Below are 25,511 nucleotides of genomic sequence, written 5' to 3' on the forward strand. Positions count from 1 at the left end.
GTTCAGGGATTCGGCGGGGGATTCGGCCCGGGGGACACGGGTAGTTCTGTCCCCATGCAGGGATCACCGGCGCCGAACGAGCACGAGACCGTCGGTGCCTACGCCCTCGGGATCCTCGACGACGCCGAGGCGACGGCCTTCGAGGCCCACCTCGCCACCTGCGAGTGGTGCGCCCAGCAGCTCGACGAGCTGGCCGGCATGGAGCCGATGATGGCGGCGCTCGCGGACCTGCCGGGCACCGGTACGCCCGCGATCGCCGAGTCGCTCACCGCGAAGCCCAGCCCGCGGCTCTCGGAGAAGCTCGTCGACGAGGTCGCCGAACGCCGCGCGAGCAAGCGCCGCCGCAACTTCTACCTGGTGGGCACCGCGGCCGCGCTGATCATCGGCGGCCCGTTCGCCGCCGTGGCGACCACGGGCGGCGGCGGTGGCGACGACGGAGGCGGCGGCCGCAAGACCGAGGCGACGCGGCAGGCCGCGAGCCCGGCCGAGGCCGCCTTCGCCGCCATGCCGGACCGGGTCACCGCCACCGACCCGGCCACGCAGGTCAGCGCCACCGTGGCGCTGGAGAAGAAGGCCTGGGGCACCGAGACGGTGCTGGAGCTGAAGAACCTCAAGGGCCCCCAGAAGTGCTCCCTGATCGCCGTCGGCAAGAACGGCGAGCGGGAGACGCTCACCTCCTGGACGGTCCCCGACTGGGGTTACGGCATACCGGGCGCCACCACCGACAAGGGCAAGAAGCCGCTCTACGTGCACGGCGGAGCCGCCTTCGAACCCAACCAGATCTCCCACTTCGAGGTCACGACCTTCGACGGGAAGCGACTGGTGGAGGTCGACGCGTAGCGCCGGCGCCAGGCGCGGCGTAGCTTCCCGGGCCCCCTTCGCGTATTTTTGACGGCTGCCCAGCACGTCAGAAGGGGGCCCGGTGGCCGCACAGGCTCAGCAGGATTCGGCGGTCGACTCGGAGCACGACCCGGCACGAAGGGACTCCGCGCGGGAGGACTCCGTACGGGACCGAGAGATCGACGTGGAACAGGCACACCTCGACCGGGTGTACCGGCGCCTCGAGGAGAAGATCCACGAGGCGGAGTTCCTCATGCACGACGCCGCCCAGCGCGGCCACGTCGGCACGCCCGGCGCCCTGGCCGAGCGCGACGCGCAGGTCTTCCGGGCCGGCATCCACCTCAACCGCCTGAACAACGAGTTCGAGGACTTCCTGTTCGGCCGCATCGACCTGCTCCTCGGCAAGGACGGCAAGAAGGGCCCGGACGGCGCGTACACGGCGGTCGAACCCGCCGAGGGCGCCCTCGGACCCGACAACACCGCCGACATCGCCGAGACCCTGCACATCGGCCGGATCGGCGTCCTGGACGAGGACTACGCGCCGCTGGTCATCGACTGGCGGGCGCCCGCCGCCGCCCCCTTCTACCGGTCCACGCCGGTGGACCCGGGCCGGGTCGTGCGCCGCCGGGTGATCCGCTCCAAGGGGCGGCGCGTCCTCGGCGTCGAGGACGACCTGATGCGCCCCGAGGTCACCGCCCGGCTGGACGGCGAGGAGCTGGCCGTCGTCGGCGACGGCGCCCTGATGGCCGCCCTCGGACAGGCCCGCACCCACTCCATGCGGGACATCGTGGCCTCCATCCAGGCCGAGCAGGACCGGGTGATCCGCGCCCCCGCCGCCTCCGTGACCTACGTCGAGGGCGGCCCCGGCACCGGCAAGACCGCCGTCGCCCTGCACCGCGCCGCCTACCTGCTCTACCAGGACCGGCGCCGGTACGCGGGCGGCATCCTCATCGTCTCGCCGACACCGCTGCTCGTGGCGTACACCGAGGGCGTGCTGCCCTCCCTCGGCGAGGAGGGCCAGGTCGCCATCCGCGCGATCGGCTCCCTGGTCGACGGCGCGGAGGCCACGCTGTACGACTCCCCGGCCACCGCCCGCGCCAAGGGCTCCTCGCGCATGCTGAGGGTGCTGCGCAAGGCCGCGCGCGGCGCGCTGGAACCGGCCGACTCGCCGACCCGGCTCAGGGTCGTCGCCTTCGGCCGCCGCCTCGAACTGGAGGCCGAGGAGCTGGCCGGCATCCGCCGCACCGTCCTCGGCGGCACCGCGCCCGTCAACCTGCTGCGCCCCCGTGCCCGCCGGCTGCTCCTGGACGCCCTGTGGGAGCGGTCCGGCGCCGGCGCCCGGCACAGCGACCCCGAGCTGGCCGCCGAGCTGCGCTCCTCCTTCGACGAGGACGTCAGCTCCGAGGACTCCTTCACCGCCTTCCTCGACGCCTGGTGGCCCGAGCTGACCCCGGGCGCCGTGCTGGCGGCCATGGCGGACGAGCGCCGCCTGGGCCGCTGGGCGCGGCGCGTGCTCAACCCGGGCGAGGTCCGCAAGGTGGCCCGCTCGCTGCGGCGCGAGGGCCACTCCGTGCACGACATCGCCCTGCTCGACGAGCTCCAGGCGATCGTCGGCACCCCGGCCCGCCCCCGCAAGCGGCGCGAGCAGGACCCGCTGGACCAGCTCACCGGCCTGGAGGAGCTGATGCCGCAGCGCGAGGAGACCCAGTGGGAGCGCGCCGAGCGCCTCGCCCAGGAACGCACCGAGTACGCCCACGTCATCGTCGACGAGGCGCAGGACCTCACCCCCATGCAGTGGCGGATGGTCGGCCGCCGCGGCCGGCACGCCACCTGGACCGTCGTCGGCGACCCCGCCCAGTCCTCCTGGTCCGACCCCGACGAGGCGGCCGCCGCCCGTGACGAGGCCCTGGGCAGCCGCCCGCGCCGCCGCTTCGAGCTGACCGTGAACTACCGCAACCCGGCCGAGATCGCCGAGCTGGCCGCGAAGGTCCTCGCCCTGGCCATGCCCGGTTCGCAGTCCCCGTCGGCCGTGCGCTCGACCGGCGTGCGGCCGCGCTTCGCGGTGGTGGCGGAATCCCTCGCCCGGACGGCCCGCGCGGAGGCGGCCCGGCTGCTCGGCCTGGTCGACGGCACCGTCGGCGTCGTGGTCGCCATGAACCGGCGCGAGGAGGCCCGGCGCTGGCTGGCGGGGCTCGGCGACCGGGTGGTGGCGCTGGGCAGCCTGGAGGCCAAGGGCCTGGAGTACGACGCCACGGTGGTCGTCTCCCCGGCCGAGATCGCCGACGAGTCGCCCGCCGGACTGCGGGTGCTGTACGTCGCCCTGACCCGGGCCACCCAGCAGCTGACGGTCGTCTCGTCCGAGCGGGACGAGCCGGACGCCTCGGGGGTGCCGGACCTGCTGCGCGACTGAGCGCCGGGCCGGGGGAGCGGCCCCGGAACGAGCGAAGGGCCCGCGCCGTCGGCGCGGGCCCTTCGCTCTCGTTCAAGTGGCACCGACCCGCCATGCTCGCCTCGCGGCAAGTGGTCGCTCGTAGCGACGAAGGTTGGGCCCGGGGGCTTGGATCGAGCCGGTGCCACGTCCAAGGTAACAAACGATCCCCGCAAGACAATTCCCGTCCCGCGGGTTCCTTCGGCGACCGGGTCGCGTCCGCCGCGCGTCTTCCGCCGGCCCCTTCCCCCGACGGGCTACTTCTCGTATGGTGGAAGTCGTTTTCCGAAATCCGGGTGAACAAAAAGTTCGCAATCCGGGGCGGCTACCGCGTACCCAGCGGTAGGTGCGACGATCGGACGGCACAACCCAGTTACACGGTGAAAGCAGAGGAAGTCGGCCATGGCAACGGCGCCCAGCGTCTCCTACTCGATGACGGTCCGACTGGAGGTGCCCGCGGGCGGAACCGCCGTCTCGCAGCTCACCACAGCGGTGGAGTCCGCCGGCGGTTCGGTCACCGGCCTCGACGTCACGGCCTCCGGCCACGACAAGCTCCGGATCGACGTCACCATCGCGGCCGGCTCGACCTCCCACGCCGACGAGATCGTGGAGCAGCTGCGCGGCATCGAGGGCGTCAGCCTCGGCAAGGTCTCCGACCGTACCTTCCTCATGCACCTCGGCGGCAAGATCGAGATGGCGTCGAAGCACCCCATCCGCAACCGCGACGACCTGTCCATGATCTACACGCCGGGCGTGGCGCGCGTCTGCATGGCGATCGCCGAGAACCCCGAGGACGCCCGGCGCCTGACCATCAAGCGCAACTCGGTTGCGGTCGTGACGGACGGCTCCGCCGTGCTCGGCCTCGGCAACATCGGCCCGAAGGCCGCGCTGCCGGTGATGGAGGGCAAGGCGGCCCTGTTCAAGCGGTTCGCCGGCATCGATGCCTGGCCGATCTGCCTGGACACCCAGGACACCGACGCGATCGTCGAGATCGTCAAGGCCATCGCCCCCGGCTTCGCCGGCATCAACCTGGAGGACATCTCCGCGCCCCGCTGCTTCGAGATCGAGGCCCGGCTGCGCGAGGCGCTGGACATCCCGGTCTTCCACGACGACCAGCACGGCACCGCCATCGTCGTGCTCGCCGCGCTGACCAACGCCCTGCGCGTGGTCGACAAGCCCATCGAGAACGTACGGGTCGTCATGTCCGGCGCCGGCGCGGCCGGTACGGCCATCCTCAAGCTGCTGCTCGCCGCCGGGGTCAAGAACGCCGTCGTCGCCGACATCCACGGCGTCGTGCACACGGGCCGCGCCGACCTGGTGGACGCCGCGCCCGAGTCCGCCCTGCGCTGGATCGCCGACAACACCAACCCCGAGGGCCTCACCGGCACCCTCAAGGAGGCCGTGCACGGCGCGGACGTCTTCATCGGCGTCTCCGCCCCCAACGTCCTCGACGGGGACGACGTGGCCGCCATGGCGGACGGCGCGATCGTGTTCGCGCTCGCGAACCCCGATCCCGAGGTGGACCCGGCGATCGCCCGCGAGACGGCCGCGGTCGTCGCCACCGGCCGCAGCGACTTCCCGAACCAGATCAACAACGTGCTGGTCTTCCCCGGTGTCTTCCGCGGCCTGCTGGACGCCCAGTCCCGCACCGTCAACACCGAGATGATGCTCGCGGCCGCACACGCCCTCGCGGACGTGGTGACCGAGGACGAGATCAACCCGAACTACATCATCCCCAGCGTCTTCAACGACAAGGTCGCCGGAGCCGTCGCGGGCGCCGTGCGGGAGGCGGCGAAGGCCGCCGGAGTGGTGGCGTAGGTTCCCCCGCCCGGGGAAGGCGACCTGTGGCGTGGTGGTGAGGATCACCACGGCGGGCCGCCGCTCCGGCGCGTCGCGGGATGTCGGGCCTCGCATCGCCCTCTAGGGTTGCGCAAGGCTCAGGCCCTCTCGGCGTGTGACTCCCAAGGGTGTTCTCACGACTCCTGGGGGTGCCGGATTGGCTTTACCGCCGCAGGTGGAGGCAGGATGCCTCCCTGGGCGCGAGGGTCTGACGACCGACCCGGGTCCGGGGAATGTCAGAGGGCCCTGGCAGCATCGGCATCGCTGTGCCCAACATGCGGCTCCGCCGCGTGGCACGCCTCAACGGCAAGAAGAACACGGGAGTAACAACATGAACCGCAGTGAGCTGGTGGCCGCGCTGGCCGACCGCGCCGAGGTGACCCGCAAGGACGCCGACGCCGTGCTGGCCGCGTTCGCCGAGGTTGTCGGCGACATCGTCTCCAAGGGCGACGAGAAGGTCACCGTCCCCGGCTTCCTGACCTTCGAGCGCACCCACCGTGCCGCTCGCACCGCCCGCAACCCGCAGACCGGCGAGCCGATCCAGATCCCGGCCGGCTACAGCGTCAAGGTCTCCGCGGGTTCCAAGCTCAAGGAAGCCGCCAAGGGTAAGTAAGCGCTCCGCTTGGAGTGCCGGGGACTGTGCGGATCGTTCGTTCGGGGTGCGGTCGTTTCGCGGCTGCGGGCCCGTTGTGGCTGGTCGCGCAGTTCCCCGCGCCCCTTTGGGGCGTTCGACGTAACGCCGATGGGGCGGTCACCCGAGATCGGGTGCCCGCCCCATCGGCGTTTCCGCGAGGTGTCTAGCCGAGGGCCTTGCCCGGGAGTTCCACCTTCGCGCCCAGCTCCACGAGCTTGTCCATGAAGTTCTCGTAGCCGCGGTTGATCAGGTCGATGCCGTGGACCCGGGAGGTGCCCTGGGCCGCGAGGGCGGCGATCAGGTACGAGAAGCCGCCGCGCAGGTCGGGGATGACCAGGTCGGCGCCCTCCAGCTTGGTCGGTCCGGAGACCACGGCCGAGTGCAGGAAGTTGCGCTGGCCGAAGCGGCAGTCGGAGCCGCCGAGGCACTCGCGGTAGAGCTGGATGTGGGCACCCATCTGGTTGAGCGCGGAGGTGAATCCCAGCCGGGACTCGTAGACCGTCTCGTGGACGATGGACAGGCCCGTGGCCTGCGTCAGGGCGACCACCAGGGGCTGCTGCCAGTCCGTCTGGAAGCCGGGGTGCACGTCCGTCTCCAGGGCGATGGACTTCAGCCGCCCGCCCGGGTGCCAGAAGCGGATGCCCTCGTCGTCGATCTCGAACGCGCCGCCCACCTTCCGGAAGGTGTTCAGGAACGTCATCATCGAGCGCTGCTGGGCCCCGCGGACGTAGACGTTGCCCTCGGTGGCCAGCGCCGCGGAGGCCCAGGAGGCCGCCTCCAGGCGGTCCGAGAGGGCACGGTGGGTGTAGCCGCCCAGCTCGTCCACACCGGTGATGCGGATGGTGCGGTCGGTGTCCATGGCGATGATCGCGCCCATTTTCTGCAGGACGCAGATCAGGTCCTCGATCTCCGGCTCCACGGCCGCGTTGGACAGCTCCGTGACGCCCTCGGCGAGGACGGCGGTCAGCAGCACCTGCTCGGTCGCGCCGACGGACGGGTACGGCAGCCGGATCTTGGTGCCGCGCAGCCGCTGCGGAGCCTCCAGGTACTGGCCGTCCGCCCGCTTCTCGATCTTCGCGCCGAACTGGCGCAGCACCTCGAAGTGGAAGTCGATGGGCCGGCCGCCGATGTCGCAGCCGCCCAGGCCCGGGATGAAGGCGTGCCCGAGGCGGTGCAGCAGCGGGCCGCAGAACAGGATGGGGATGCGCGACGAACCCGCGTGGGCATCGATGTCGGCGACGTTCGCGCTCTCCACGTGGGAGGGGTCGAGGACCAGCTCGCCGGGCTCCTCACCCGGGCGGACGGTCACCCCGTGCAGTTGAAGCAGTCCGCGTACGACCCGCACGTCGCGGATGTCCGGCACGTTGCGCAGCCGGCTCGGCGCACTGCCCAGCAGGGCGGCCACCATCGCCTTCGGCACGAGGTTCTTCGCACCGCGGACCCGGATCTCGCCCTCCAGCGGGGTCCCGCCGTGGACAAGCAGTACGTCATCAGCGCCGTTGACGGTCATGAATCTCGCGTTCCGTGGGGTTGGGCAGGGGCCAGAAGGGAAAGGGTAATCGTCTTGTACCCCCCTTCCATGCGCCTGTGCACGGTCCGGCAACGTCATGGATTTGTCACAACACGCGGTGTTCCCCGGCGCGTACGGGGGGTCACGACCGAGGGGCGTGCGCGGGTGCGTGTTCACCCCCGTGCCCCCGATTGCCTCCCCACGGGAGGGGAACATGCGGGATCATGTCTGGCATGACCGAGGTGTCCTCGCTCACGGGGCGGCTGCTCGTGGCAACGCCTGCCCTGGCGGACCCGAACTTCGAGCGTGCGGTGGTGCTCCTCCTCGACCACGACGAGGAGGGCTCCCTCGGCGTCGTCCTCAACCGCCCCACGCCGGTCGACGTGGGCGACATCCTGGAGGACTGGGCGGACCTGACCGGCGAGCCCGGCGTCGTCTTCCAGGGCGGCCCGGTGTCCCTCGACTCGGCCCTCGGCGTCGCCGTCGTCCCCGGCGGGGCGTCCGGCGAGCGGGCGCCGCTGGGCTGGCGGCGGGTGCACGGCGCGATCGGCCTGGTGGACCTGGAGGCACCGCCGGAGCTGCTGGCGTCCGCCGTGGGCGCCCTGCGGATCTTCGCCGGGTACGCGGGCTGGGGACCCGGCCAGCTGGAGGACGAGCTGACCGAGGGCGCCTGGTACGTGGTCGAGTCCGAGCCCGGCGACGTCTCCTCGCCGTTTCCGGAGAGACTCTGGCGCGAGGTGCTGCGCCGCCAGCGGGGCGACCTGGCGATGGTGGCGACGTATCCGGACGACCCGTCGCTCAACTGAAGCGTGTGAGCTTCAGTACCCTTGGCGGTTATGAGCACTCTCGAGCCCGAGCGCGGGACAGGTACGGGAACCCTCGTCGAACCGACGCCGCAGACGTCCCACGGCGACGGCGATCACGAGCGCTTCGCGCATTACGTCCAGAAGGACAAGATCATGGCGAGCGCCCTCGACGGCACCCCCGTCGTGGCGCTGTGCGGCAAGGTCTGGGTACCGGGCCGCGACCCCAAGAAGTACCCCGTCTGCCCCATGTGCAAGGAGATCTACGAGTCCATGAGCGGCGGCGGGGACGAGGGCAAGGGCGGCGACAAGAAGTAGCGCCCCGGTCCGTACGGACCTCATAGGCAGTCCCGAAGGCCCCCGGAGTGTGCCCGCGCGCACTCCGGGGGCCTTCGTGCGTCGGGCTGATTAACAAAGAGGTTTACGAATTGGTTCAGACCTCTTGTGGACAGGTTCATGTCTCCCTACGCTCCTGGGTGTTGTGCAGAGCGAAACCGTCATTGCATATGTTGCAACGCACGCCCGGAGGAAAGACTCCATGAAGCTCGCCCCCCGCCTGGCCGTACTGCTGGCCGCGGCCGTCGTCGCCGCGACCGCCTGCGCACCCCAGACGTCCGACAACTCCTCCTCCGGCAAGGACGAGAAGAGCGGCACGCTGCGCGTCTGGCTGTTCCAGGAGGTCAACAACAAGCCGAAGGAAAAGGTCGTCGACGCGGTCCTCGCCGACTTCCGCAAGGCGCACGAGGACACGAAGGTCACCGTGGAGTACATCCCGGTCGAGACCCGTGCCCAGCGCATCAAGGCCGCCTTCAACGACCCGAAGAGCGCCCCCGACGTCATCGAGTTCGGCAACACCGACACCGCCGGCTACGTCAAGGACGGCGGACTCGCCGACCTCACGAAGGAGTTCGCGGCCTGGGACGAGGCCAAGGACGCCGACCCCACCGCCCGCCAGTCGGTCACCGTGGACGGAAAGGTCTACGGCGCCCCCTACTTCGTCGGCGTCCGCGCCCTCTACTACCGCACCGACGTCTTCGACGAGCTCGGTCTCGAACCCCCCAAGTCGCTGGCGGAGCTGGCGTCCACCGCCAAGAAGGTGCACGCCGCGAAGCCCGGCCTCTACGGCATCGCGGTCGGCGGCGCCTACACCTACGGCGCGATGCCGTTCATCTGGGCCAACGGCGGCGAACTCGCCACCGGCAAGGGCGGCTCGTACGCCTCCGCGATCGACAGCGCCGCGGCCCGCAAGGGCATCGAGGCGTACACGTCCCTGTTCGGGGACGGCAACTGCCCCGCCGCCAAGTGCGCCGGCATGGGCGGCAACGACACCGTCACCGCCTTCGCCGCCGGCAAGGCGGCCATGGCCATCGGCGGCGACTTCAGCCACCAGGCCGTGGAGGCCGGCGCGGCGAAGGGCAAGTACGCGGTCGTGCCGCTGCCGGGCGTCGAATCCGGCTCCATCGCCCCGGCCTTCGCGGGCGGCAACAACGTCGGCGTCCTGAAGAGCACCTCGCACCGCACCCTCGCCGTCGACCTGATGAAGCGGCTCGCGTCGAAGAAGGCGCAGGCCGACCTCTTCGACGCGATGGGCTTCCTGCCGACCTTCACGGACGTGCGGCAGCAGGTGGCGGCCAAGGAGCCGTTCGTGAAGCCGTTCGTCGACACGCTCGCCGCGGGCACGAAGTTCGTCCCGGCCTCGCCCGCGTGGGCGACGATCGACTCCTCGCAGGTGCTGCCGACGATGTTCCAGGAGGTGGTCAGCGGCAAGAAGGACGTGGACGCTGCCGCTGGGGACGCGGCGCGGAAGATGGACGACGCGTTTGGCTCCGCCGGATGACGGGTTCGCCTGTGAGCTCGGGGGGCGTTGTTCGTGGGCGGGTGCGCGTTCGTCGTGGCTTGTCGCGCCGTTCCCCGCGCCCCTTCGGGCGCTCGTCCGCCACCCCCTGGATCTATCTCGCCCCCGCTCTTGTCGTCCTCGGTGGGTTGCTGGTCTACCCCGTTTATCAGCTCGGGCTGATCTCCTTTCTGGAGTACACGCAGGCCCAGGTCAGTGGTGGGGAGCCGGCGACCTTCCAGGGGTTCGGGAACTACGCCGAGTTGTTCGGGGACAGTGAGTTCTGGCGGGTGCTGCTCGCCACCGTGCTGTTCGCCGCCGCCTGTGTGGTGTCCACGCTGGCCGTCGGGTGTGCGCTCGCCGTGCTGCTCACGCGGGTGCGGGCCGTGCCCAGGCTGGCGTTGATGCTGGCGGGGCTGGGCGCTTGGGCGACTCCGGCGGTGACCGGGTCCACGGTCTGGCTGCTGCTGTTCGACCCGGACTTCGGGCCCGTCAACCGGATGCTGGGGATCGGCGACCACTCCTGGACGTACGGGCGCTACAGCGCCTTCCTGCTCGTCCTGCTCGAAGTCGTCTGGTGCTCCTTCCCGTTCGTCATGGTGACCGTCTACGCCGGGATCCGGGCCGTACCGGCCGAGGTGCTGGAGGCCGCCTCGCTCGACGGGGCCTCGCAGTGGCGGATCTGGCGCTCGGTGCTCGCGCCGATGCTCCGGCCGATCCTGGTCGTCGTCACCATCCAGTCGGTCATCTGGGACTTCAAGGTCTTCACCCAGATCTACGTCATGACCAACGGCGGTGGCATCGCCGGCCAGAACATGGTCCTGAACGTCTACGCCTACCAGAAGGCCTTCGCGTCCTCGCAGTACAGCCTCGGCTCCGCCATCGGCGTGGTCATGCTGCTGATCCTGCTCGCGGTGACGCTGGTCTACCTGCGGCTGCTGCGCCGCCAGGGGGAGGAGCTGTGAATCTTCTGCGCGCGCAGGTGCGCCGTCCGTGGCGGCTCGCGGCCGAGGTGTCCGCGCTGCTCATCGCGGTGGTGGTCGCCTTCCCGCTGTACTGGATGGTGCTGAGCGCCTTCAAACCGGCCGGGGAGATCGAGTCGAGCGAGCCCCGGCCCTGGACGCTGACCCCCTCGCTGGATTCCTTCCGGCGGGTGTTCGAACAGCAGGAATTCGGCCGGTACTTTCTCAACAGCCTGATCGTGGCGGGTTGTGTGGTGATCGCCTCGGCGCTGATCGCGTTCCTCGCGGCGACCGCGGTGACGCGTTTCCGGTTCCGATTCCGGACCACCCTGCTGATCATGTTCCTGGTGGCCCAGATGGTGCCCGTGGAAGCGCTCACGATCCCGCTGTTCTTCCTCATGCGGGACTTCGGCCAGCTGAACACGCTGGGCTCGCTGATCCTGCCCCACATCGCCTTCTCGCTGCCCTTCGCGATCTGGATGCTGCGGGGCTTCGTGAAAGCCGTGCCGGAGGCCCTGGAGGAGGCCGCCTACATCGACGGCGCGAGCCGGACGCGCTTTCTGTGGCAGATCCTTTTCCCGCTGGTCCTGCCGGGTCTCGTGGCCACCAGCGTCTTCTCCTTCATCTCGACCTGGAACGACTTCCTGTTCGCCAAGTCGTTCATCATCAGTGACACCTCCCAGTCGACGCTGCCGATGGCGCTGCTGGTCTTCTACAAGCCGGACGATCCCGACTGGGGCGGCGTCATGGCCGCGTCCACGGTGATGACGATTCCGGTGCTGGTCTTCTTCGTACTCGTACAACGACGACTCGTCTCCGGCCTCGGCGGAGCGGTGAAGGACTGACGACGTGACCGACCCGACGCACTCGACCGACGTGATTCCCCAGCCGCGTCAAGTGGCGACCCAGGACGCCTTCTTCGACCTCGGCCCGGACACCCGGCTGGTGGCCGGCGAAGGCGCCGGGCCCACCGAACGCTGGCTGCGCGCCACACTGGGCGCCGCCACCGGCCTGCCGCTGGCGCCCGGGGCGGGGAGCGGCGGCGTCGTCCGGCTGGCCCTCGACGGCGAACTGGCCGACGAGGGCTACCGCCTCGACGTCGCACCGGAGGGCGTGCACCTCACCGGCGGCGGTCCGGCCGGCCTCTTCTGGGGCGCCCAGACGCTGCGCCAGCTGCTCGGCCCGGACGCCTTCCGGCGCGCCCCGCTGCCCGACCGCCGGTGGCGGCTGCCGCTGGGCCGCATCGAGGACGCGCCCCGCTTCGGCTGGCGCGGGCTGATGCTGGACGTCTCCCGGCACTTCATGCCGAAGGACGGCGTCCTGCGCTATCTGGACCTGATGGCCGCCCACAAACTCAACGTCCTGCACTTCCACCTGACCGACGACCAGGGCTGGCGCATCGAGATCAAACGCCATCCGAAGCTCACCGAGACCGGCTCCTGGCGGTCGCGCACCAAATTCGGCCACCGGGCCTCGCCGCTGTGGGAGGACAAGCCCCACGGCGGTTACTACACCCAGGAGGACATCCGGGAGATCGTCGCCTACGCCGCCGCACGGCACATCACCGTCGTCCCCGAAATCGACGTACCCGGGCACTCGCAGGCCGCCATCGCCGCCTATCCGGAACTCGGCAACACCGATGTGATCGACACCACCGCCCTGTCCGTCTGGGACACCTGGGGCGTCTGCCCGAACGTGCTCAACCCCACCGAGAACACCCTGCGCTTCTACGAGGGCGTGTTCGAGGAACTCCTGGAGCTGTTCCCCTCGGAGTTCGTCCACATCGGCGGCGACGAATGCCCCAAGGACCAGTGGCGGGCCTCCGCCACCGCCCAGGCGCGGATCGCCGAACTCGGCCTCGCCGGCGAGGACGAACTCCAGTCCTGGTTCATCCAGCACTTCGACACCTGGCTCACCGCACGCGGACGCCGGCTCATCGGCTGGGACGAGATCCTGGAGGGCGGACTCGCCAAGGGCGCGGCCGTGTCCTCCTGGCGCGGTTACGCGGGCGGGATCGCCGCCGCGCGCGCGGGGCACGACGTCGTGATGTGCCCCGAGCAGCAGGTGTACCTGAACTTCCGGGAGGACGGCGGCGAGGACGAACCCGTGCCGATCGCCTTCGTGCGCACCCTGGAGGACGTCTACCGGTTCGAACCGGTTCCGGCCGAGCTGACCCCTCAGGAGTCCGGCCACGTGATCGGCACCCAGGCGAACCTGTGGACCGAGGTGACGGAGAACCAGGAGCGGGTGGACTACCAGCTCTTCCCGCGGCTCGCCGCCTTCGCCGAGGTCGCCTGGAGCGCCCTGCCCGCCCCCGCCGACCGGGACTACGCCGCCTTCGAGCGGCGGATGGCCACCCACTACCGGCGACTCGACGCCCTGGGCGTCGGCTATCGCCCGCCCGCCGGTCCGCACCCCTGGCAGCGGCGGCCCGGAGTGCTCGGCCGGCCGATGGACGGGCCGCCGCCCAACAAGTGAGCAAGCAAGGGAAACGCCCCTAAACGTCACCGAAGAGTGGCAACTCGTGCGCATCGCGCGTAACTCCGATCGTCGGAGATCCCGTGCGAAAACGGACCGTCTCCCCGACCGGGTGGGTGAACGCCTCCTGGCGGACCCCTGCGTTCGGGCCCTGCAAAGATGTGCCAGAGTTGCCACGTCCGCCCTGTCAGGTCGTACCGTACGGCCACATGGGCGGGACCAGGTGGGACAGCGGGAAGGGGCAGTCGGTTTGACCACGCACGCACCGCAGGCGGCGCAGGCCGTCACGCTGCCCACGACACTGGACGAGGCCGTGGCGGCGCTCACCGCGATGCCCGCGGCCGTTCCGGTGGCGGGCGGCACCGACCTGATGGCGGCCGTCAACTCCGGCCAGCTCAGGCCCGCCGCGCTGGTGGGCCTCGGCCGGATCAGCGAGATCCGCGGCTGGCAGTACCAGGACGGGCACGCGCTGCTCGGCGCGGGCCTCACCCACGCCCGCATGGGCCGCCCCGACTTCGCCGCGCTCATCCCGGCGCTCGCCGCCGCCGCGCGGGCCGCCGGACCGCCGCAGATCCGCAACGCCGGCACCCTCGGCGGCAACATCGCCTCGGCCGCCCCCACCGGGGACGCGCTGCCGGTGCTGGCCGCCCTGGAGGCGACGCTGATCATCGCGGGCCCGGACGGCGCCCGCCGGGAGATGCCGGTCTCGCACCTGCTGGCGGGCATGGAGATGCTCCGCGCGGGAGAACTCATCGGCTACGTGCGCGTGCCGCTGCTGCACGCGCCGCAGGTCTTCCTGAAGGCGACCGGCCGCACCGGACCCGGCCGCGCGACGGCCTCCGTGGCACTGGTCCTCGACCCCGCCCGGCGCGGCGTGCGCTGCGCGGTGGGCGCCATCGCGCCGATGCCGCTGCGGCCCCTGGAGGCCGAGCAGTGGGTGGCCTCGCTCATCGACTGGGACAACGGCCGCGCCGTCGTCCCGGAGGCGCTGCAAGGGTTCGGCGAGTACGTCGCCGCGGCCTGCATCCCCGACGCGGCCCCGGACGAGGACGGTTCCGTGGCGCAGCTTCCGCCCGCCGTACTGCACCTGCGGCGCACCGTCGCCGCGCTGGCCCGACGAGCACTGGGGAGGGCACTGTCGTGACCGACGACCAGTACGGCGACCAGTACGGCGACGAGTACGGCGATCAGCACGGCGAGGGGCACACGGGGAGCGCCCCCTCGGGCGGCGGACGCTGGGACCCACTGCCCCAGGGCGACTACGACGACGGCGCCACCGCCTTCGTGAAGCTCCCCGAGGGCGGCGTGGACGCGCTCCTCGCCTCCGCCGAGAGCCCGCTCGCCGCGCCCGGACACGGCTACGTGCCGCCCCAGATCACGGTCACGCCCGCCACCACCGCGGGCACCGATCCGGCCGCCACCGGCTCCTGGGCGGTGCCGTCGGCCCCGTCCGCGCCCGTGGACGGCACCCAGTGGCAGGCCCCGGACGCCGGTCAGGACCCCGCCGCCCACCAGGGGTACGGCGACTACGCGGCCCAGCAGGACCCGTACGGCGGGGCGGCGCCCTACGACGTGAACGCCGGTCAGGACGACCGGTTCGGCTACCGGCCGGGCGCCACCGCGCAGTGGGACTTCTCGCAGGCGACGCAGGGCTCGCAGATGTCGCAGACGCCGCAGGCGTCGCAGGCCGAGACGGAGGCCGCGGCGGCCGGGTCCGCGCCGGGCCACGACGTGACCGGGCAGTGGTCCATCCCCGTGGCCGACGGCGACCTGCCGGACGAGTCGGGCGAGTTCACCACCTCGTCCCTGGCCGAGCAGTGGGGCACTGGCGCTCCGGCCACCCTTCCCGGCGGCGCCCCCGCACCCTGGGCGACGCAGCCGGCGGGCCAGCCGTGGGGCGAGGACACGGCCCAGCCCCGGCCCGCCGAAGACCCGGGCACCCCGTCGGCACGGCCCGCCGGCCGGCCGTGGGGCGAAGGCGCCGTACCCACCGCACCCGCCGACGAGGAACGGCCCGCGGCAGACGCGCACGGGCCCGGACACGGCTCGACCGGGACCGGACACGAGCACGGGCCCGCTCCCGCCCTCGGCGAGCACGGCCCCGACGCCCCTGCCGGTCCGCACGACCCGCACCCGACCGCCCCTGCGCACGGCCCCGGTCCCGGCGTGAGCGGGCCCGCCACCGACCACGGCTCCGGCTCCGCCGTCGGCGAGCACGGCCCCGACGCCGCTGTCGGCCCGCACGGCGAGCACCCGACCGCCCCCGCGCACGGGCCCGGTCCCGGCGTGGACGGGCCCGGACACGGCCCGTCCGCCGGCGGACACGAGCGCGGGCACGGGCCCGTCTCCGGTGTCGTTGGTGCCGGTGCGGACCGCGGATCGGACTCCGCCGCCGACGCGCACGGACTGAACCCGACCGCGTCCGCGGACGCGTCGGGCCACGACGCCGGTGCCGGCGCGAGCCCGGACGGCTCCCGCCCCGCCGACGGCCCGTACGCACACGGGCCCGCGCCCGCAGCCGCCGCCGGTCCCGCCGTACCGGTGACCGACGGGCCCCGTGGGGCCGAGGAGGCCGCTGAGGGCCCGGCAGGGCGCTCGGCGGGTCCCGCCGGGGAGGCGAGCGCCGGGTCCCACCCGGAGGGCGCTGAAGCGCCCGTGGCGGGCGCGGCACCGGGCACCGGCCGGGAGCGCGCGTCCGATCCCGTCCAGGAGCACGGACAGGCACCCGCGGCAGAACCGCGGCCGGAGTCTCCGACCGGCCCCCCAAGCGGCGCGGCCGAGGAGTCCGGTCCGGCCGGTCACGGCACCGGGCCGGACGACGCGGCCGACACCCGTACCGTCGCCGACGGGGCCGAGACCGACGCGGGCGCCACCGAGGCCGGTCACGACGGCGCCCGGGATCCGTCCGCCCCCGCCGGCCCGCGGGAGGAGCATCCCCTCGCCTCCTACGTGCTGCGCGTCAACGGCGCCGACCGGCCCGTCACCGACGCCTGGATCGGCGAGTCGCTGCTGTACGTGCTGCGTGAACGGCTCGGCCTCGCCGGTGCCAAGGACGGCTGCTCGCAGGGCGAGTGCGGCGCCTGCAACGTGCAGGTCGACGGGCGTCTCGTCGCCTCCTGCCTGGTCCCGTCCGTGACCGCGGCGGGCAGCGAGGTGCGCACCGTCGAGGGCCTGGCCGCCGACGGGCAGCCCTCGGACGTGCAGCGGGCGCTCGCCCGGCGCGGCGCGGTGCAGTGCGGCTTCTGCGTGCCGGGCATGGCGATGACCGTGCACAACCTCCTGGAGGGCAACCCGGCCCCGACCGAGCTGGAGGCCCGCCAGGCGCTGTGCGGCAACCTGTGCCGCTGCTCCGGCTACCGGGGCGTCCTGGAGGCCGTCCAGGAGGTCGTGGCCGAACGCGAGGCGCACGCCGACGCCGAGGCGCAGGCGGGCGCCGACGCCGAGGAACCCCGCATCCCGCACCAGGCCGGGCCCGGCGCGGGCGGCGTCAACCCGGCGGCGTTCGACTCCCCGCCACCGCCCGGCGCGCAGGCCGCGCCGGGACCGCACGACCAGCCGCCGTACGGCGACCACGGCGACCACGGCACCCACGGCCGGGACGGAGGCCACGCGTGAGCAACGACGCCGCTACTGCGGAGGCCGAGGGAACCGCCGAGGCGGCGACCCCGGTCCCCGAGCCGATCCCGCACGGCCTCGGCGCCTCCCTGCCGCCGGCCGACGCCCGCGCCAAGACCGAGGGCACCTTCCCCTACGCCGCCGACCTGTGGGCCGAGGGCCTGCTGTGGGCGGCCGTGCTGCGCTCACCGCACCCGCACGCGCGCATCGTGTCCATCGACACCACCCACGCGCGCGAGATGCCCGGCGTCCGGGCCGTCGTCACGCACGAGGACGTCCCCGGCACCCCGCTGCACGGCCGCGGCGGCCACGCCGACCGGCCGGTCTTCGCCTCCGAGGTCGTACGCCACCACGGCGAGCCGCTCGCCGCCGTCGCCGCCGACCACCCGGACACCGCGCGGATGGCCGCCGCCGCGGTCATCGTCGAGTACGAGGTGCTCGACCCGGTCACCGACCCGGAGCAGGCCTTCGAGGCCGAGCCGCTGCACCCCGACGGCAACCTGATCCGGCACATCCCGCTGCGCCACGGCGACCCGGAGGCGGCCGGCGAGATCGTCGTCGAGGGTCTGTACCGCATCGGCCGTCAGGACCCGGCGCCCATAGGGGCCGAGGCGGGTCTGGCGGTACCGCGTCCCGACGGCGGCGTGGAGCTGTACCTGGCCTCCACCGACCCGCACGGCGACCGCGACACCGCCGCCGCCTGCTACGGCCTGCCGCCCGAACAGGTGAAGATCGTGGTCACCGGGGTGCCGGGCGCCACCGCCGACCGCGAGGACCAGGGCTTCCAGCTGCCGCTCGGCCTGCTGGCGCTGAAGACCGGCTGCCCGGTGAAGCTGACCGCCACGCGCGAGGAGTCCTTCCTCGGCCACACCCACCGCCACCCCACCCTCCTGCGCTACCGCCACCACGCGGACGCCGAGGGCCGGGTCGTCAAGGTCGAGGCGCAGATCCTGCTCGACGCGGGCGCCTACGCGGACACCTCCTCCGACGCCCTGGCCGCCGCGGTCGCCTTCGCCTGCGGCCCCTACGTCGTCCCGAACGCCTTCATCGAGGGCTGGGCGGTGCGCACCAACAACCCGCCCTCCGGCCATGTGCGCGGCGAGGGCGCCATGCAGGTGTGCGCCGCGTACGAGGCGCAGATGGACAAGGTCGCCAAGAAGCTCGGCCTGGACCCGGCCGAGGTGCGGCTGCGCAACGTCCTGGCCACCGGCGACGTGCTGCCCACCGGCCAGACCGTCACCTGCCCGGCGCCGGTGGCCGAACTCCTCCAGGCGGTCCGCGACTTCCCGCTCCCCGCGCTGCCCAAGGACACGCCCGAGGACGAGTGGCTGCTGCCCGGCGGTCCCGAGGGCGCGGGCGAACCGGGCGCGGTGCGCCGGGGCGTGGGCTACGGCATCGGCATGGTGCACATGCTGGGCGCCGAGGGCGCGGACGAGGTCTCCACGGCCACCGTGAAGGTCCAGAACGGCGTGGCGACCGTTCTGTGCGCGGCCGTCGAGACCGGCCAGGGCTTCAGCACGCTGGCCCGGCAGATCGTGCAGGACACCCTCGGCGTCGACGAGGTGCAGGTGGCGCCCGTCGACACCGACCAGCCCCCGGCCGGCCCGGGCTGCCGCGGCCGGCACACCTGGGTGTCGGGCGGCGCGGTGGAGCGGGCGGCCAAGATGGTCCGCACCCAGCTCCTCCAGCCGCTGGCGCACCAGTTCGGCATGTCCACGGAGCTGCTCCAGATCGCCGACGGCAAGATCACCTCGTACGACGGCGTCCTGTCGACGACGGTCGCCGAAGCGCTGGACGGCAAGGAACTGTGGGCCACCGCCCAGTGCCGCCCGCACCCGACCGAGCCGCTGGACGAGGCCGGGCAGGGCGACGCGTTCGTCGGCATGGCCTTCTGCGCGATCCGCGCGGTCGTGGACGTGGACATCGAGATCGGCTCGGTACGGGTCGTGGAGCTGGCCGTCGCCCAGGACGTCGGGCGGGTCCTGAACCCGGCCCAGCTCACCGCCCGGATCGAGGCGGGCGTCACCCAGGGCGTCGGCATCGCGCTCACGGAGAACCTCCGCACCCCGCGCGGCCTGATCCGCCACCCCGACCTCACCGGCTACGCCCTGCCGACCGCGCTGGACGCCCCGGACATCCGCATCGTGAAGCTCGTGGAGGAGCGGGACGTGGTCGCCCCCTTCGGCGCCAAGGCCGTCAGCGCGGCCCCGGTGGTGGCCTCCCCGGCGGCCGTCGCCTCCGCGGTGCGCGCGGCCACGGGACGCCCGGTGAACCGCCTCCCGATCCGCCCGCAGGCGGCGGTGGCCACCGGTCACTGAGCGGACGTCGCGCCGCTCGCGCGCCTGAGGCAACGCGGGAGGCGCCGGGCGCGTCCTACGGGGCGAACGGGGTCCGTGCGCAGGGGCGTTGTCAGTGGTGGCGCGTAGTCTCCGAAGGAGTGCGAACGGCGGCCGTCGGCACACGGACGGCCCGACAACTCGGGGGAGACATGCACGCGATCACCGGCGGTACGACGACGATGCGGGACGCGGCGACGGACGTCCGCACGCCGCCCCCCTCACTGGTCTCCCGGGTCCGCCTCGCGACGTCCGTGGAGGACCCGTCGTGGACCCGCGGCGCCTCCCGGCGGCCCCAGGGGACCGCCGAGCGCCCGTCGCTGTGGAACACGTCCACCCTGATGAGCTGCCTGCTCCTGGCCGTAACCCACCGCGCGGAGCCGGGGTCCTCTCGGGACCTGCCGCCCCGCTTCCTGGACCGGGAGTTCGGCCGTCACCGGGTGACGCGCTTCGAGGACATCGACTTCCCGAGGGCCCTCGTCCACCGGCCCACCCGCCGCTTCCTGCGCGACACGGGCCTGCCCGAGGACGCCCGTCCCTTCCGGCTGGACGCGGACGACCTGCCGCTGCCGACGCTCGCGGAGTACCGCGAGGAGCACCCGGACCTCCCGGCCCCGCCCGGCGCGGACCGTCTGGTGCGGCTGGGCCGGCTGACGGACGGCGCACACGTGGTCGTCGACGGCACGACGGGCACCGTCCTGACCTGGAGGACCCCCGACGGCACCCTCCACCCCCTGGTGGCGGACGTCTCCGCCCTCGCCCTCACCCTCTGGGCACTGCGCAGGGCGGGCCGGCTGGAGGCCGCGGACCGGCGGTAGCCCGCGATCGCGCGGACGCGCTCGGCCGCCGCCCGGTCCCCGTCGCGGGCGTCGTGGGCCCAGCGGCGGATCCGGTGCGGGTCGATGTGGGCCCGTGCGTACTGGTCGGGCCGGTGGAGGCCGTGGCGGGATTCGAACCCGCGTAACTCGCTTTGCAGGCGAGCCCCTGGGCCACTCGGGCACACGGCCGGGTCGGTGACTCGGTGCCTCGACGGTAGGCCGGGGAGCGCGCGGTGCTCAAGGGAACCGGGCGGGCCGCAACACGACTGCCATACGCCGTTCATGAACGCCCACCGAGCCCAACGGGCCGCGCGTGCGGGCCATCGGCGGCACCCGGGAGCGGAAGCCGGGATCACCTCCGGCCGCAGGCGTCCTGCCCTGGTCCGCTCGCCGACCCGCACGCCGCCCGGTTCACACCTCGCCGTCCGCCGACCGTGGCAGGTACGCGCGGTTGTCCTCGATGAGGTGGTCCAGCGCGTCTCTGGCGGCGACGGGGCCGTCGATGTCCTCGGACAGCCGGGCTCGCTCGCATTCCATGATCTCCAGTGCCTGCCGCGCCCTGACCTCGCTCGGCTCGGCCATGCAGGGCACCATCTCGGCGAGGTCCCGCTGGACACGCCTTCTTCGCCTCCGAGAACTACCGGACGCTGGTCAACCCGGACGAAGCGCGCTTCATCGACATGGGCTCCGTGGCCGTGATGGTCACCGAGGAGAAAGAGGTCATCTGACGGACCGCCGCGACGGGCGGGTACGCACGCGACTCCCGGCTCCTCCTCCCGGTCGGGACGCCCTCGGCGGCTCGCCGGCCTCCGTGCCGTGACCGACGGGTCGTACGACCAAGGTCCCGGTCCCGGCCCGTCTCCCGACAGGGGTCACAGTGGGCTGTGGCCCTTACTCTGGCGACCATGACCGTCCCTGAGCCCCGCGACACCGATGTCGCCGTCCCCGCCAAACCCGCCCTCGCCCCCGCCGCGCCCGTCGAGACCGTGCTGAGCCGCGCCTACCGGGCGCTGAGCATCGGCATCGTCTCCGTCATCGTGCTGATCGCCTTCGAGGCGACGGCGGTCGGCACGGCGATGCCGGTGGCGGCGCGGGAGCTGGACGGGGTGTCGCTGTACGCGTTCGCGTTCTCGGGGTACTTCACGACCAGCCTGTTCGGGATGGTGCTCTCCGGGCAGTGGTCGGACCGGCGCGGGCCGCTGGCCCCGCTGACGACCGGCATCGCCTCCTTCGCGGCCGGGCTCGCGCTGTCCGGGACGGCGGGCACGATGTGGCTGTTCATCCTCGGGCGGGCCGTACAGGGGCTCGGCGGCGGCCTCGTGATCGTCGCGCTGTACGTCGTCGTGGGGCGGGCCTACCCGGAGCGGCTGCGGCCCGCGATCATGGCGGCGTTCGCGGCGGGCTGGGTGGTCCCGTCCGTCGTCGGTCCGCTGGCCTCCGGCGCCGTGACCGAGCACCTCGGCTGGCGCTGGGTGTTCGTCGGCATCCCGGTGCTGGTCGTCGTCCCGCTGGCCCTCGCGCTGCCGCAGATACGCAGCCGGGCGTCCGGCCCCGTCGGGGGAGGGAACGCCCCCGCCTCCTTCGACCGCCGCCGGATCCGCCTCGCCCTCGCCATCTCGCTGGGCGCGGGCCTGCTCCAGTACGCCGCCCAGGACCTGCGCCCGATCGCCCTGCTCCCGGGAGCCGTGGGCGTCGCGTTGCTCGTCCCCGCCGTCCTCGGCCTGCTGCCGCGCGGCACCTACCGGGCGGTGCGCGGCCTGCCCTCCGTGGTCCTGCTGCGCGGGGTGGCCGCGGGGGCCTTCATCGCCGCCGAGTCCTTCGTCCCGCTGATGCTGGTCACGCAGCGGGGGCTCAGCCCGACGCTGGCCGGACTCTCCCTGGCGGCCGGCGGAGCGACCTGGGCCGGGGGCTCGTGGCTCCAGTCCCGGCCGCGCCTGGAACCGTACCGGGAGCGTCTGATGGCCCTCGGCATGCTCCTGGTCGCGGCGGCCATCACCACGGCCCCCAGCGTGCTGATCGACGCCGTCCCCGCCTGGACGGTGGCCGTCGCCTGGGCCTTCGGCTGCTTCGGCATGGGCCTGGTGATCTCCTCCACCAGCGTGCTCCTGCTCAAGCTCTCCGCCCCCGAGGAGGCCGGCACCAACTCCGCCGCGCTCCAGATCTCCGACGGCCTCTCCAACGTCGTCCTGCTGTCGGCCGGCGGCGCGGCCTTCGCGGCGCTCGGCGGCGGCACGGTCAGCCACACGGCCACCGAGGCGACCGGCTCCCACCCGGCGGCCTTCGCGGCGGTGTTCCTGCCCATGGCGGCGGTGGCCCTGGCGGGGGCATGGGTGGCGACCCGGATACGGGAGCGGTGAGGCCCGCCCGCGTCCGCGGGGACACCGGGGCCGCTGTGACGTCCGTCCCACCCGGGGGTGACCCGCCCCCGTGCGCACGGTGATCGCCGCGGACCGCCGGTAGGGTGGCCCGGTTGTCATACGTGGCCGAGCCGCTCTACCCCCCTTCGGAGACCGTGACTACCACCGCCAGCTCCAGCACCTCGCACCACCTGTCCCCGGCCTTCCCCGGCCGTGCCCCCTGGGGCACCGCCGGCAAGCTGCGGGCCTGGCAGCAGGGGGCGATGGAGAAGTACCTCCAGGACCAGCCCCGGGACTTCCTGGCCGTCGCCACCCCCGGCGCCGGAAAGACGACCTTCGCGCTGACGCTGGCGTCCTGGCTGCTGCACCACCACGTCGTGCAGCAGGTGACCGTCGTCGCGCCGACCGAGCACCTGAAGAAGCAGTGGGCCGAGGCCGCGGCGCGGATAGGGATCAAGCTCGACCCCGAGTACAGCGCGGGCCCGCTCAGCCGCGAGTACCAGGGCATCGCCATCACCTACGCGGGCGTCGGCGTACGCCCCATGCTGCACCGCAACCGCGTCGAGCAGCGCAAGACCCTCGTCATCCTCGACGAGATCCACCACGCCGGCGACTCCAAGTCCTGGGGCGAGGCGTGCCTGGAGGCCTTCGAGCCCGCCACCCGGCGCCTCGCGCTCACCGGCACGCCCTTCCGCTCCGACACCAACCCCATCCCCTTCGTGGCGTACGAGGAGGGCAACGACGGCATCCGCCGCTCCGCCGCCGACTACACCTACGGGTACGGCTCCGCGCTCGCCGACGGTGTCGTGCGCCCCGTCATCTTCATGAGCTACAGCGGCAACATGCGCTGGCGGACGAAGGCGGGCGACGAGATCGCCGCACGGCTGGGCGAGCCCATGACCAAGGACGCGGTCAGCCAGGCCTGGCGCACCGCGCTCGACCCGCGCGGCGACTGGATGCCCGCCGTGCTGCGCGCCGCCGACCAGCGGCTCACCGAGGTCAGGAAGGCCATCCCGGACGCCGGTGCGCTCGTCATCGCCGCCGACCAGGACTCCGCCCGCGCCTACGCCAAGCTGATCCGGGAGATCACCGGCGACAAGGCCACGGTCGTGCTGTCCGACGACGCCGGGGCCTCGAAGAACATCGACACCTTCAGCCAGGGCACCGACCGCTGGATGGTCGCCGTCCGCATGGTGTCCGAGGGCGTCGACGTGCCCCGCCTCGCGGTCGGCGTCTACGCCACGACGATCTCCACCCCCCTGTTCTTCGCCCAGGCGGTGGGCCGCTTCGTGCGGTCCCGCCGCCGCGGCGAGACCGCCTCCGTCTTCCTCCCCACCGTGCCCGACCTGCTCACCTTCGCCAACGAGATGGAGCGCGAGCGGGACCACGTCCTCGACAAGCCCAAGAAGGAGGGCGAGGAGGACCCCTACGCCGAGTCCGAGAAGGAGATGGACGAGGCCAACCGGGAACAGGACGAGGACACCGGCGAGCAGGAGCAGTTCGCCTTCGAGGCGCTGGAGTCGGAGGCCACCTTCGACCGGGTCATGTACAACGGCGCCGAGTTCGGGATGCAGGCCCACCCCGGCAGCGAGGAGGAGCAGGACTACCTCGGCATCCCGGGCCTGCTGGAGCCCGACCAGGTGCAGATGCTCCTCCAGAAGCGGCAGGCCCGGCAGATCGCGCACAGCCGCAGGAAGCCCGACGAGGAGGCCGACCTGCTCGAACTGCCCGCCGAGCGGCGCCCGGTGGTCTCCCACAAGGAACTGATGGAGCTGCGCAAGCAGCTCAACACCATGGTCGGCGCCTACGTCCACCAGAGCGGCAAGCCGCACGGCGTGATCCACACCGAACTGCGCCGCGTGTGCGGCGGCCCGCCCAGCGCCGAGGCGACCGGCGGCCAGCTGCGCCAGCGCATCGCCAAGGTGCAGGAGTGGGCGACGCGGATGAAGTGACGCGGTGGGGTGCGGTGCGGCACCGGAGGCGCGCGCCGTCTGCGGTGCGGCACCGGGGGCGCGCGCCCGCGGTGCGCAACCGGGGGCGCGCGCAGTACGTACCGGGACAAACACCGGCAGTCGATAACGGTTGGCGCCCGGATTCTGGACGGAGCCTTCCGCTGAGCGGACCTGGTCGTTACTGTCCCGCTACGCACACGCCCCGTGGCAGCGCCGCCGCGGAGCGCAGCCGTGAAGCGACTGGGCCCGGGACAAGGCCGGGCCGTCAGCCGATCGGCGGCCTCTGAAGCGCGTCACTGACGGGACTCGGTGACGCACACCCGCGAGGAGGGCCGCCGACCTCACCACTAAGGAGTGGGCGTCGTGACCGCGGAGACCTCTCAGACGCTCGACAGGGGCCTGCGGGTCCTCAAACTGCTGGCCGACACGGACCACGGCCTGACCGTCACCGAGCTGTCCCACAAACTGGGCGTCAACCGGACGGTCGTGTACCGGTTGCTCGCCACGCTGGAGCAGCACGCACTCGTACGCCGCGACCTGGGCGGCCGGGCCCGCGTCGGCCTCGGCGTACTGGGCCTGGGCCGCCAGGTGCACCCCCTGGTCCGCGAGGCCGCGATGCCGGCCCTGCGCGCGCTGGCCGAGGACATAGGGGCGACGGCCCACCTGACCCTGGTGGACGGCGCCGAGGCGCTGGCCGTCGCGGTCGTGGAACCGACCTGGACCGACTACCACGTCGCCTACCGCGCGGGCTTCCGCCACCCCCTGGAACGGGGCGCCGCCGGCAAGGCCATCCTGGCCGCCCGCCGGCCGCCCCAGCCCCCCGACGAGGACACGGACGCCCCCGGCTACACCCTGACCCACGGCGAACTGGAGGCCGGCGCCTGCGGCGCGGCGGCGCCCCTGCTCGGCGTGACGGGGGTGGAGGGCAGCGTCGGCGTGGTGATGCTGGCGGACGTCGTCCCCGAACGGGTCGGCGAACGCGTGATGCACGCGGCCCGCGAGGTGGCGGAGGCGCTTCGGTGACGCCCCGCCGCGCACGCCGCCGTCAGTGAGCCCGGTGCGAGCCACGGAGCCGCCCGCCGCCCGCCGCCTTTCGGCCGGGCAC

At 73.0% G+C, this 25,511-nt stretch carries 19 protein-coding genes and 1 tRNA gene; 17 read left to right on the plus strand and 3 right to left on the minus strand.

Going from position 1 to position 25,511, the window contains the following annotated elements; genetic code table 11:
- Positions 1–54: 54 nt before the first annotated feature.
- From B9W62_RS23775 to B9W62_RS23790, 4 genes are all read left to right on the plus strand, one after another.
- Complete coding sequence (locus tag B9W62_RS23775) at positions 55–840, plus strand: zf-HC2 domain-containing protein (RefSeq protein ID WP_087809063.1); 786 nt, start codon at positions 55–57, stop codon at positions 838–840.
- 82 nt (positions 841–922) lie between these two features.
- Complete coding sequence (locus tag B9W62_RS23780; protein ID WP_179235629.1) at positions 923–3,250, plus strand: HelD family protein; 2,328 nt, start codon at positions 923–925, stop codon at positions 3,248–3,250.
- Positions 3,251–3,670: 420 nt separating this feature from the next.
- Positions 3,671–5,086 (plus strand): NAD-dependent malic enzyme, encoded by a 1,416-nt coding sequence (locus B9W62_RS23785; protein WP_087809064.1) that lies wholly within the window; start codon positions 3,671–3,673, stop codon positions 5,084–5,086.
- 352 nt (positions 5,087–5,438) lie between these two features.
- Complete coding sequence (locus B9W62_RS23790) at positions 5,439–5,720, plus strand: HU family DNA-binding protein (protein WP_004987462.1); 282 nt, start codon at positions 5,439–5,441, stop codon at positions 5,718–5,720.
- 184 nt (positions 5,721–5,904) lie between these two features.
- On the opposite strand, the gene murA is transcribed toward B9W62_RS23790, so the two are convergent.
- Positions 5,905–7,251 carry a UDP-N-acetylglucosamine 1-carboxyvinyltransferase gene (gene murA / locus B9W62_RS23795; RefSeq protein ID WP_030180233.1) on the minus strand — a complete coding sequence of 449 codons (1,347 nt, stop codon included), beginning with the start codon at positions 7,249–7,251 and terminating at the stop codon, positions 5,905–5,907.
- A 233-nt stretch (positions 7,252–7,484) separates the two neighbouring features.
- Here murA and B9W62_RS23800 point away from each other — a divergent pair, with 233 nt between their 5' ends.
- From B9W62_RS23800 to B9W62_RS23845, 10 genes are all read left to right on the plus strand, one after another.
- Positions 7,485–8,057, plus strand: coding sequence for a YqgE/AlgH family protein (locus B9W62_RS23800; RefSeq protein WP_179235630.1), 573 nt, complete (start codon positions 7,485–7,487; stop codon positions 8,055–8,057).
- 30 nt (positions 8,058–8,087) lie between these two features.
- On the plus strand, positions 8,088–8,372 hold the full coding sequence (locus B9W62_RS23805) for a DUF3039 domain-containing protein (RefSeq protein ID WP_030402030.1): 285 nt from the start codon (positions 8,088–8,090) through the stop codon (positions 8,370–8,372).
- A 220-nt stretch (positions 8,373–8,592) separates the two neighbouring features.
- Positions 8,593–9,891, plus strand: coding sequence for an extracellular solute-binding protein (locus B9W62_RS23810; protein ID WP_087809066.1), 1,299 nt, complete (start codon positions 8,593–8,595; stop codon positions 9,889–9,891).
- Positions 9,888–10,853: a carbohydrate ABC transporter permease gene (locus tag B9W62_RS23815; protein ID WP_179235631.1), complete on the plus strand. Its 966-nt coding sequence runs from the start codon at positions 9,888–9,890 to the stop codon at positions 10,851–10,853. Before B9W62_RS23810 ends, B9W62_RS23815 begins: the two co-directional genes overlap by 4 nt.
- Complete coding sequence (locus tag B9W62_RS23820) at positions 10,850–11,695, plus strand: carbohydrate ABC transporter permease (RefSeq protein WP_052841721.1); 846 nt, start codon at positions 10,850–10,852, stop codon at positions 11,693–11,695. The genes B9W62_RS23815 and B9W62_RS23820 overlap by 4 nt, the downstream gene beginning before the upstream one ends.
- A gap of 4 nt (positions 11,696–11,699) precedes the next feature.
- Positions 11,700–13,328, plus strand: coding sequence for a beta-N-acetylhexosaminidase (locus tag B9W62_RS23825; RefSeq protein WP_087809068.1), 1,629 nt, complete (start codon positions 11,700–11,702; stop codon positions 13,326–13,328).
- 250 nt (positions 13,329–13,578) lie between these two features.
- On the plus strand, positions 13,579–14,472 hold the full coding sequence (locus B9W62_RS23830; RefSeq protein ID WP_087809069.1) for an FAD binding domain-containing protein: 894 nt from the start codon (positions 13,579–13,581) through the stop codon (positions 14,470–14,472).
- Positions 14,469–16,943 carry a 2Fe-2S iron-sulfur cluster-binding protein gene (locus B9W62_RS40820; protein ID WP_087809070.1) on the plus strand — a complete coding sequence of 825 codons (2,475 nt, stop codon included), beginning with the start codon at positions 14,469–14,471 and terminating at the stop codon, positions 16,941–16,943. Before B9W62_RS23830 ends, B9W62_RS40820 begins: the two co-directional genes overlap by 4 nt.
- Positions 16,940–19,261, plus strand: coding sequence for a xanthine dehydrogenase family protein molybdopterin-binding subunit (locus B9W62_RS23840; protein ID WP_087809071.1), 2,322 nt, complete (start codon positions 16,940–16,942; stop codon positions 19,259–19,261). The genes B9W62_RS40820 and B9W62_RS23840 overlap by 4 nt, the downstream gene beginning before the upstream one ends.
- 170 nt (positions 19,262–19,431) lie before the next feature.
- Positions 19,432–20,097, plus strand: coding sequence for an SUKH-4 family immunity protein (locus B9W62_RS23845; protein WP_087809072.1), 666 nt, complete (start codon positions 19,432–19,434; stop codon positions 20,095–20,097).
- A gap of 114 nt (positions 20,098–20,211) precedes the next feature.
- Here the strand turns inward: B9W62_RS23845 and B9W62_RS23850 are convergent.
- Together B9W62_RS23850 and B9W62_RS23855 are read right to left on the minus strand one after the other, a co-directional pair.
- Positions 20,212–20,286: transfer RNA gene (locus tag B9W62_RS23850), tRNA-Cys, on the minus strand.
- A gap of 222 nt (positions 20,287–20,508) precedes the next feature.
- Positions 20,509–20,679: a hypothetical protein gene (locus B9W62_RS23855; RefSeq protein WP_256976561.1), complete on the minus strand. Its 171-nt coding sequence runs from the start codon at positions 20,677–20,679 to the stop codon at positions 20,509–20,511.
- 323 nt (positions 20,680–21,002) lie between these two features.
- Between B9W62_RS23855 and B9W62_RS23865 the strand changes: the two genes are divergently transcribed.
- The 3 genes from B9W62_RS23865 to B9W62_RS23875 all read left to right on the plus strand — a co-directional run bounded on the left by B9W62_RS23865 (position 21,003) and on the right by B9W62_RS23875 (position 25,429).
- On the plus strand, positions 21,003–22,454 hold the full coding sequence (locus B9W62_RS23865; protein ID WP_087809073.1) for an MFS transporter: 1,452 nt from the start codon (positions 21,003–21,005) through the stop codon (positions 22,452–22,454).
- Between the two features lie 155 nt (positions 22,455–22,609).
- Positions 22,610–24,406 carry a DEAD/DEAH box helicase gene (locus tag B9W62_RS23870; RefSeq protein WP_087812061.1) on the plus strand — a complete coding sequence of 599 codons (1,797 nt, stop codon included), beginning with the start codon at positions 22,610–22,612 and terminating at the stop codon, positions 24,404–24,406.
- Between the two features lie 363 nt (positions 24,407–24,769).
- Positions 24,770–25,429, plus strand: a complete 660-nt coding sequence (locus tag B9W62_RS23875) for an IclR family transcriptional regulator (protein WP_087812062.1) — start codon at positions 24,770–24,772, stop codon at positions 25,427–25,429.
- Positions 25,430–25,511: the final 82 nt, after the last annotated feature.

It is taken from the genome of Streptomyces sp. CS113 (genome assembly GCF_002188365.1).
GTDB classification, from domain to species: Bacteria; Actinomycetota; Actinomycetes; order Streptomycetales; family Streptomycetaceae; genus Streptomyces; species Streptomyces tendae.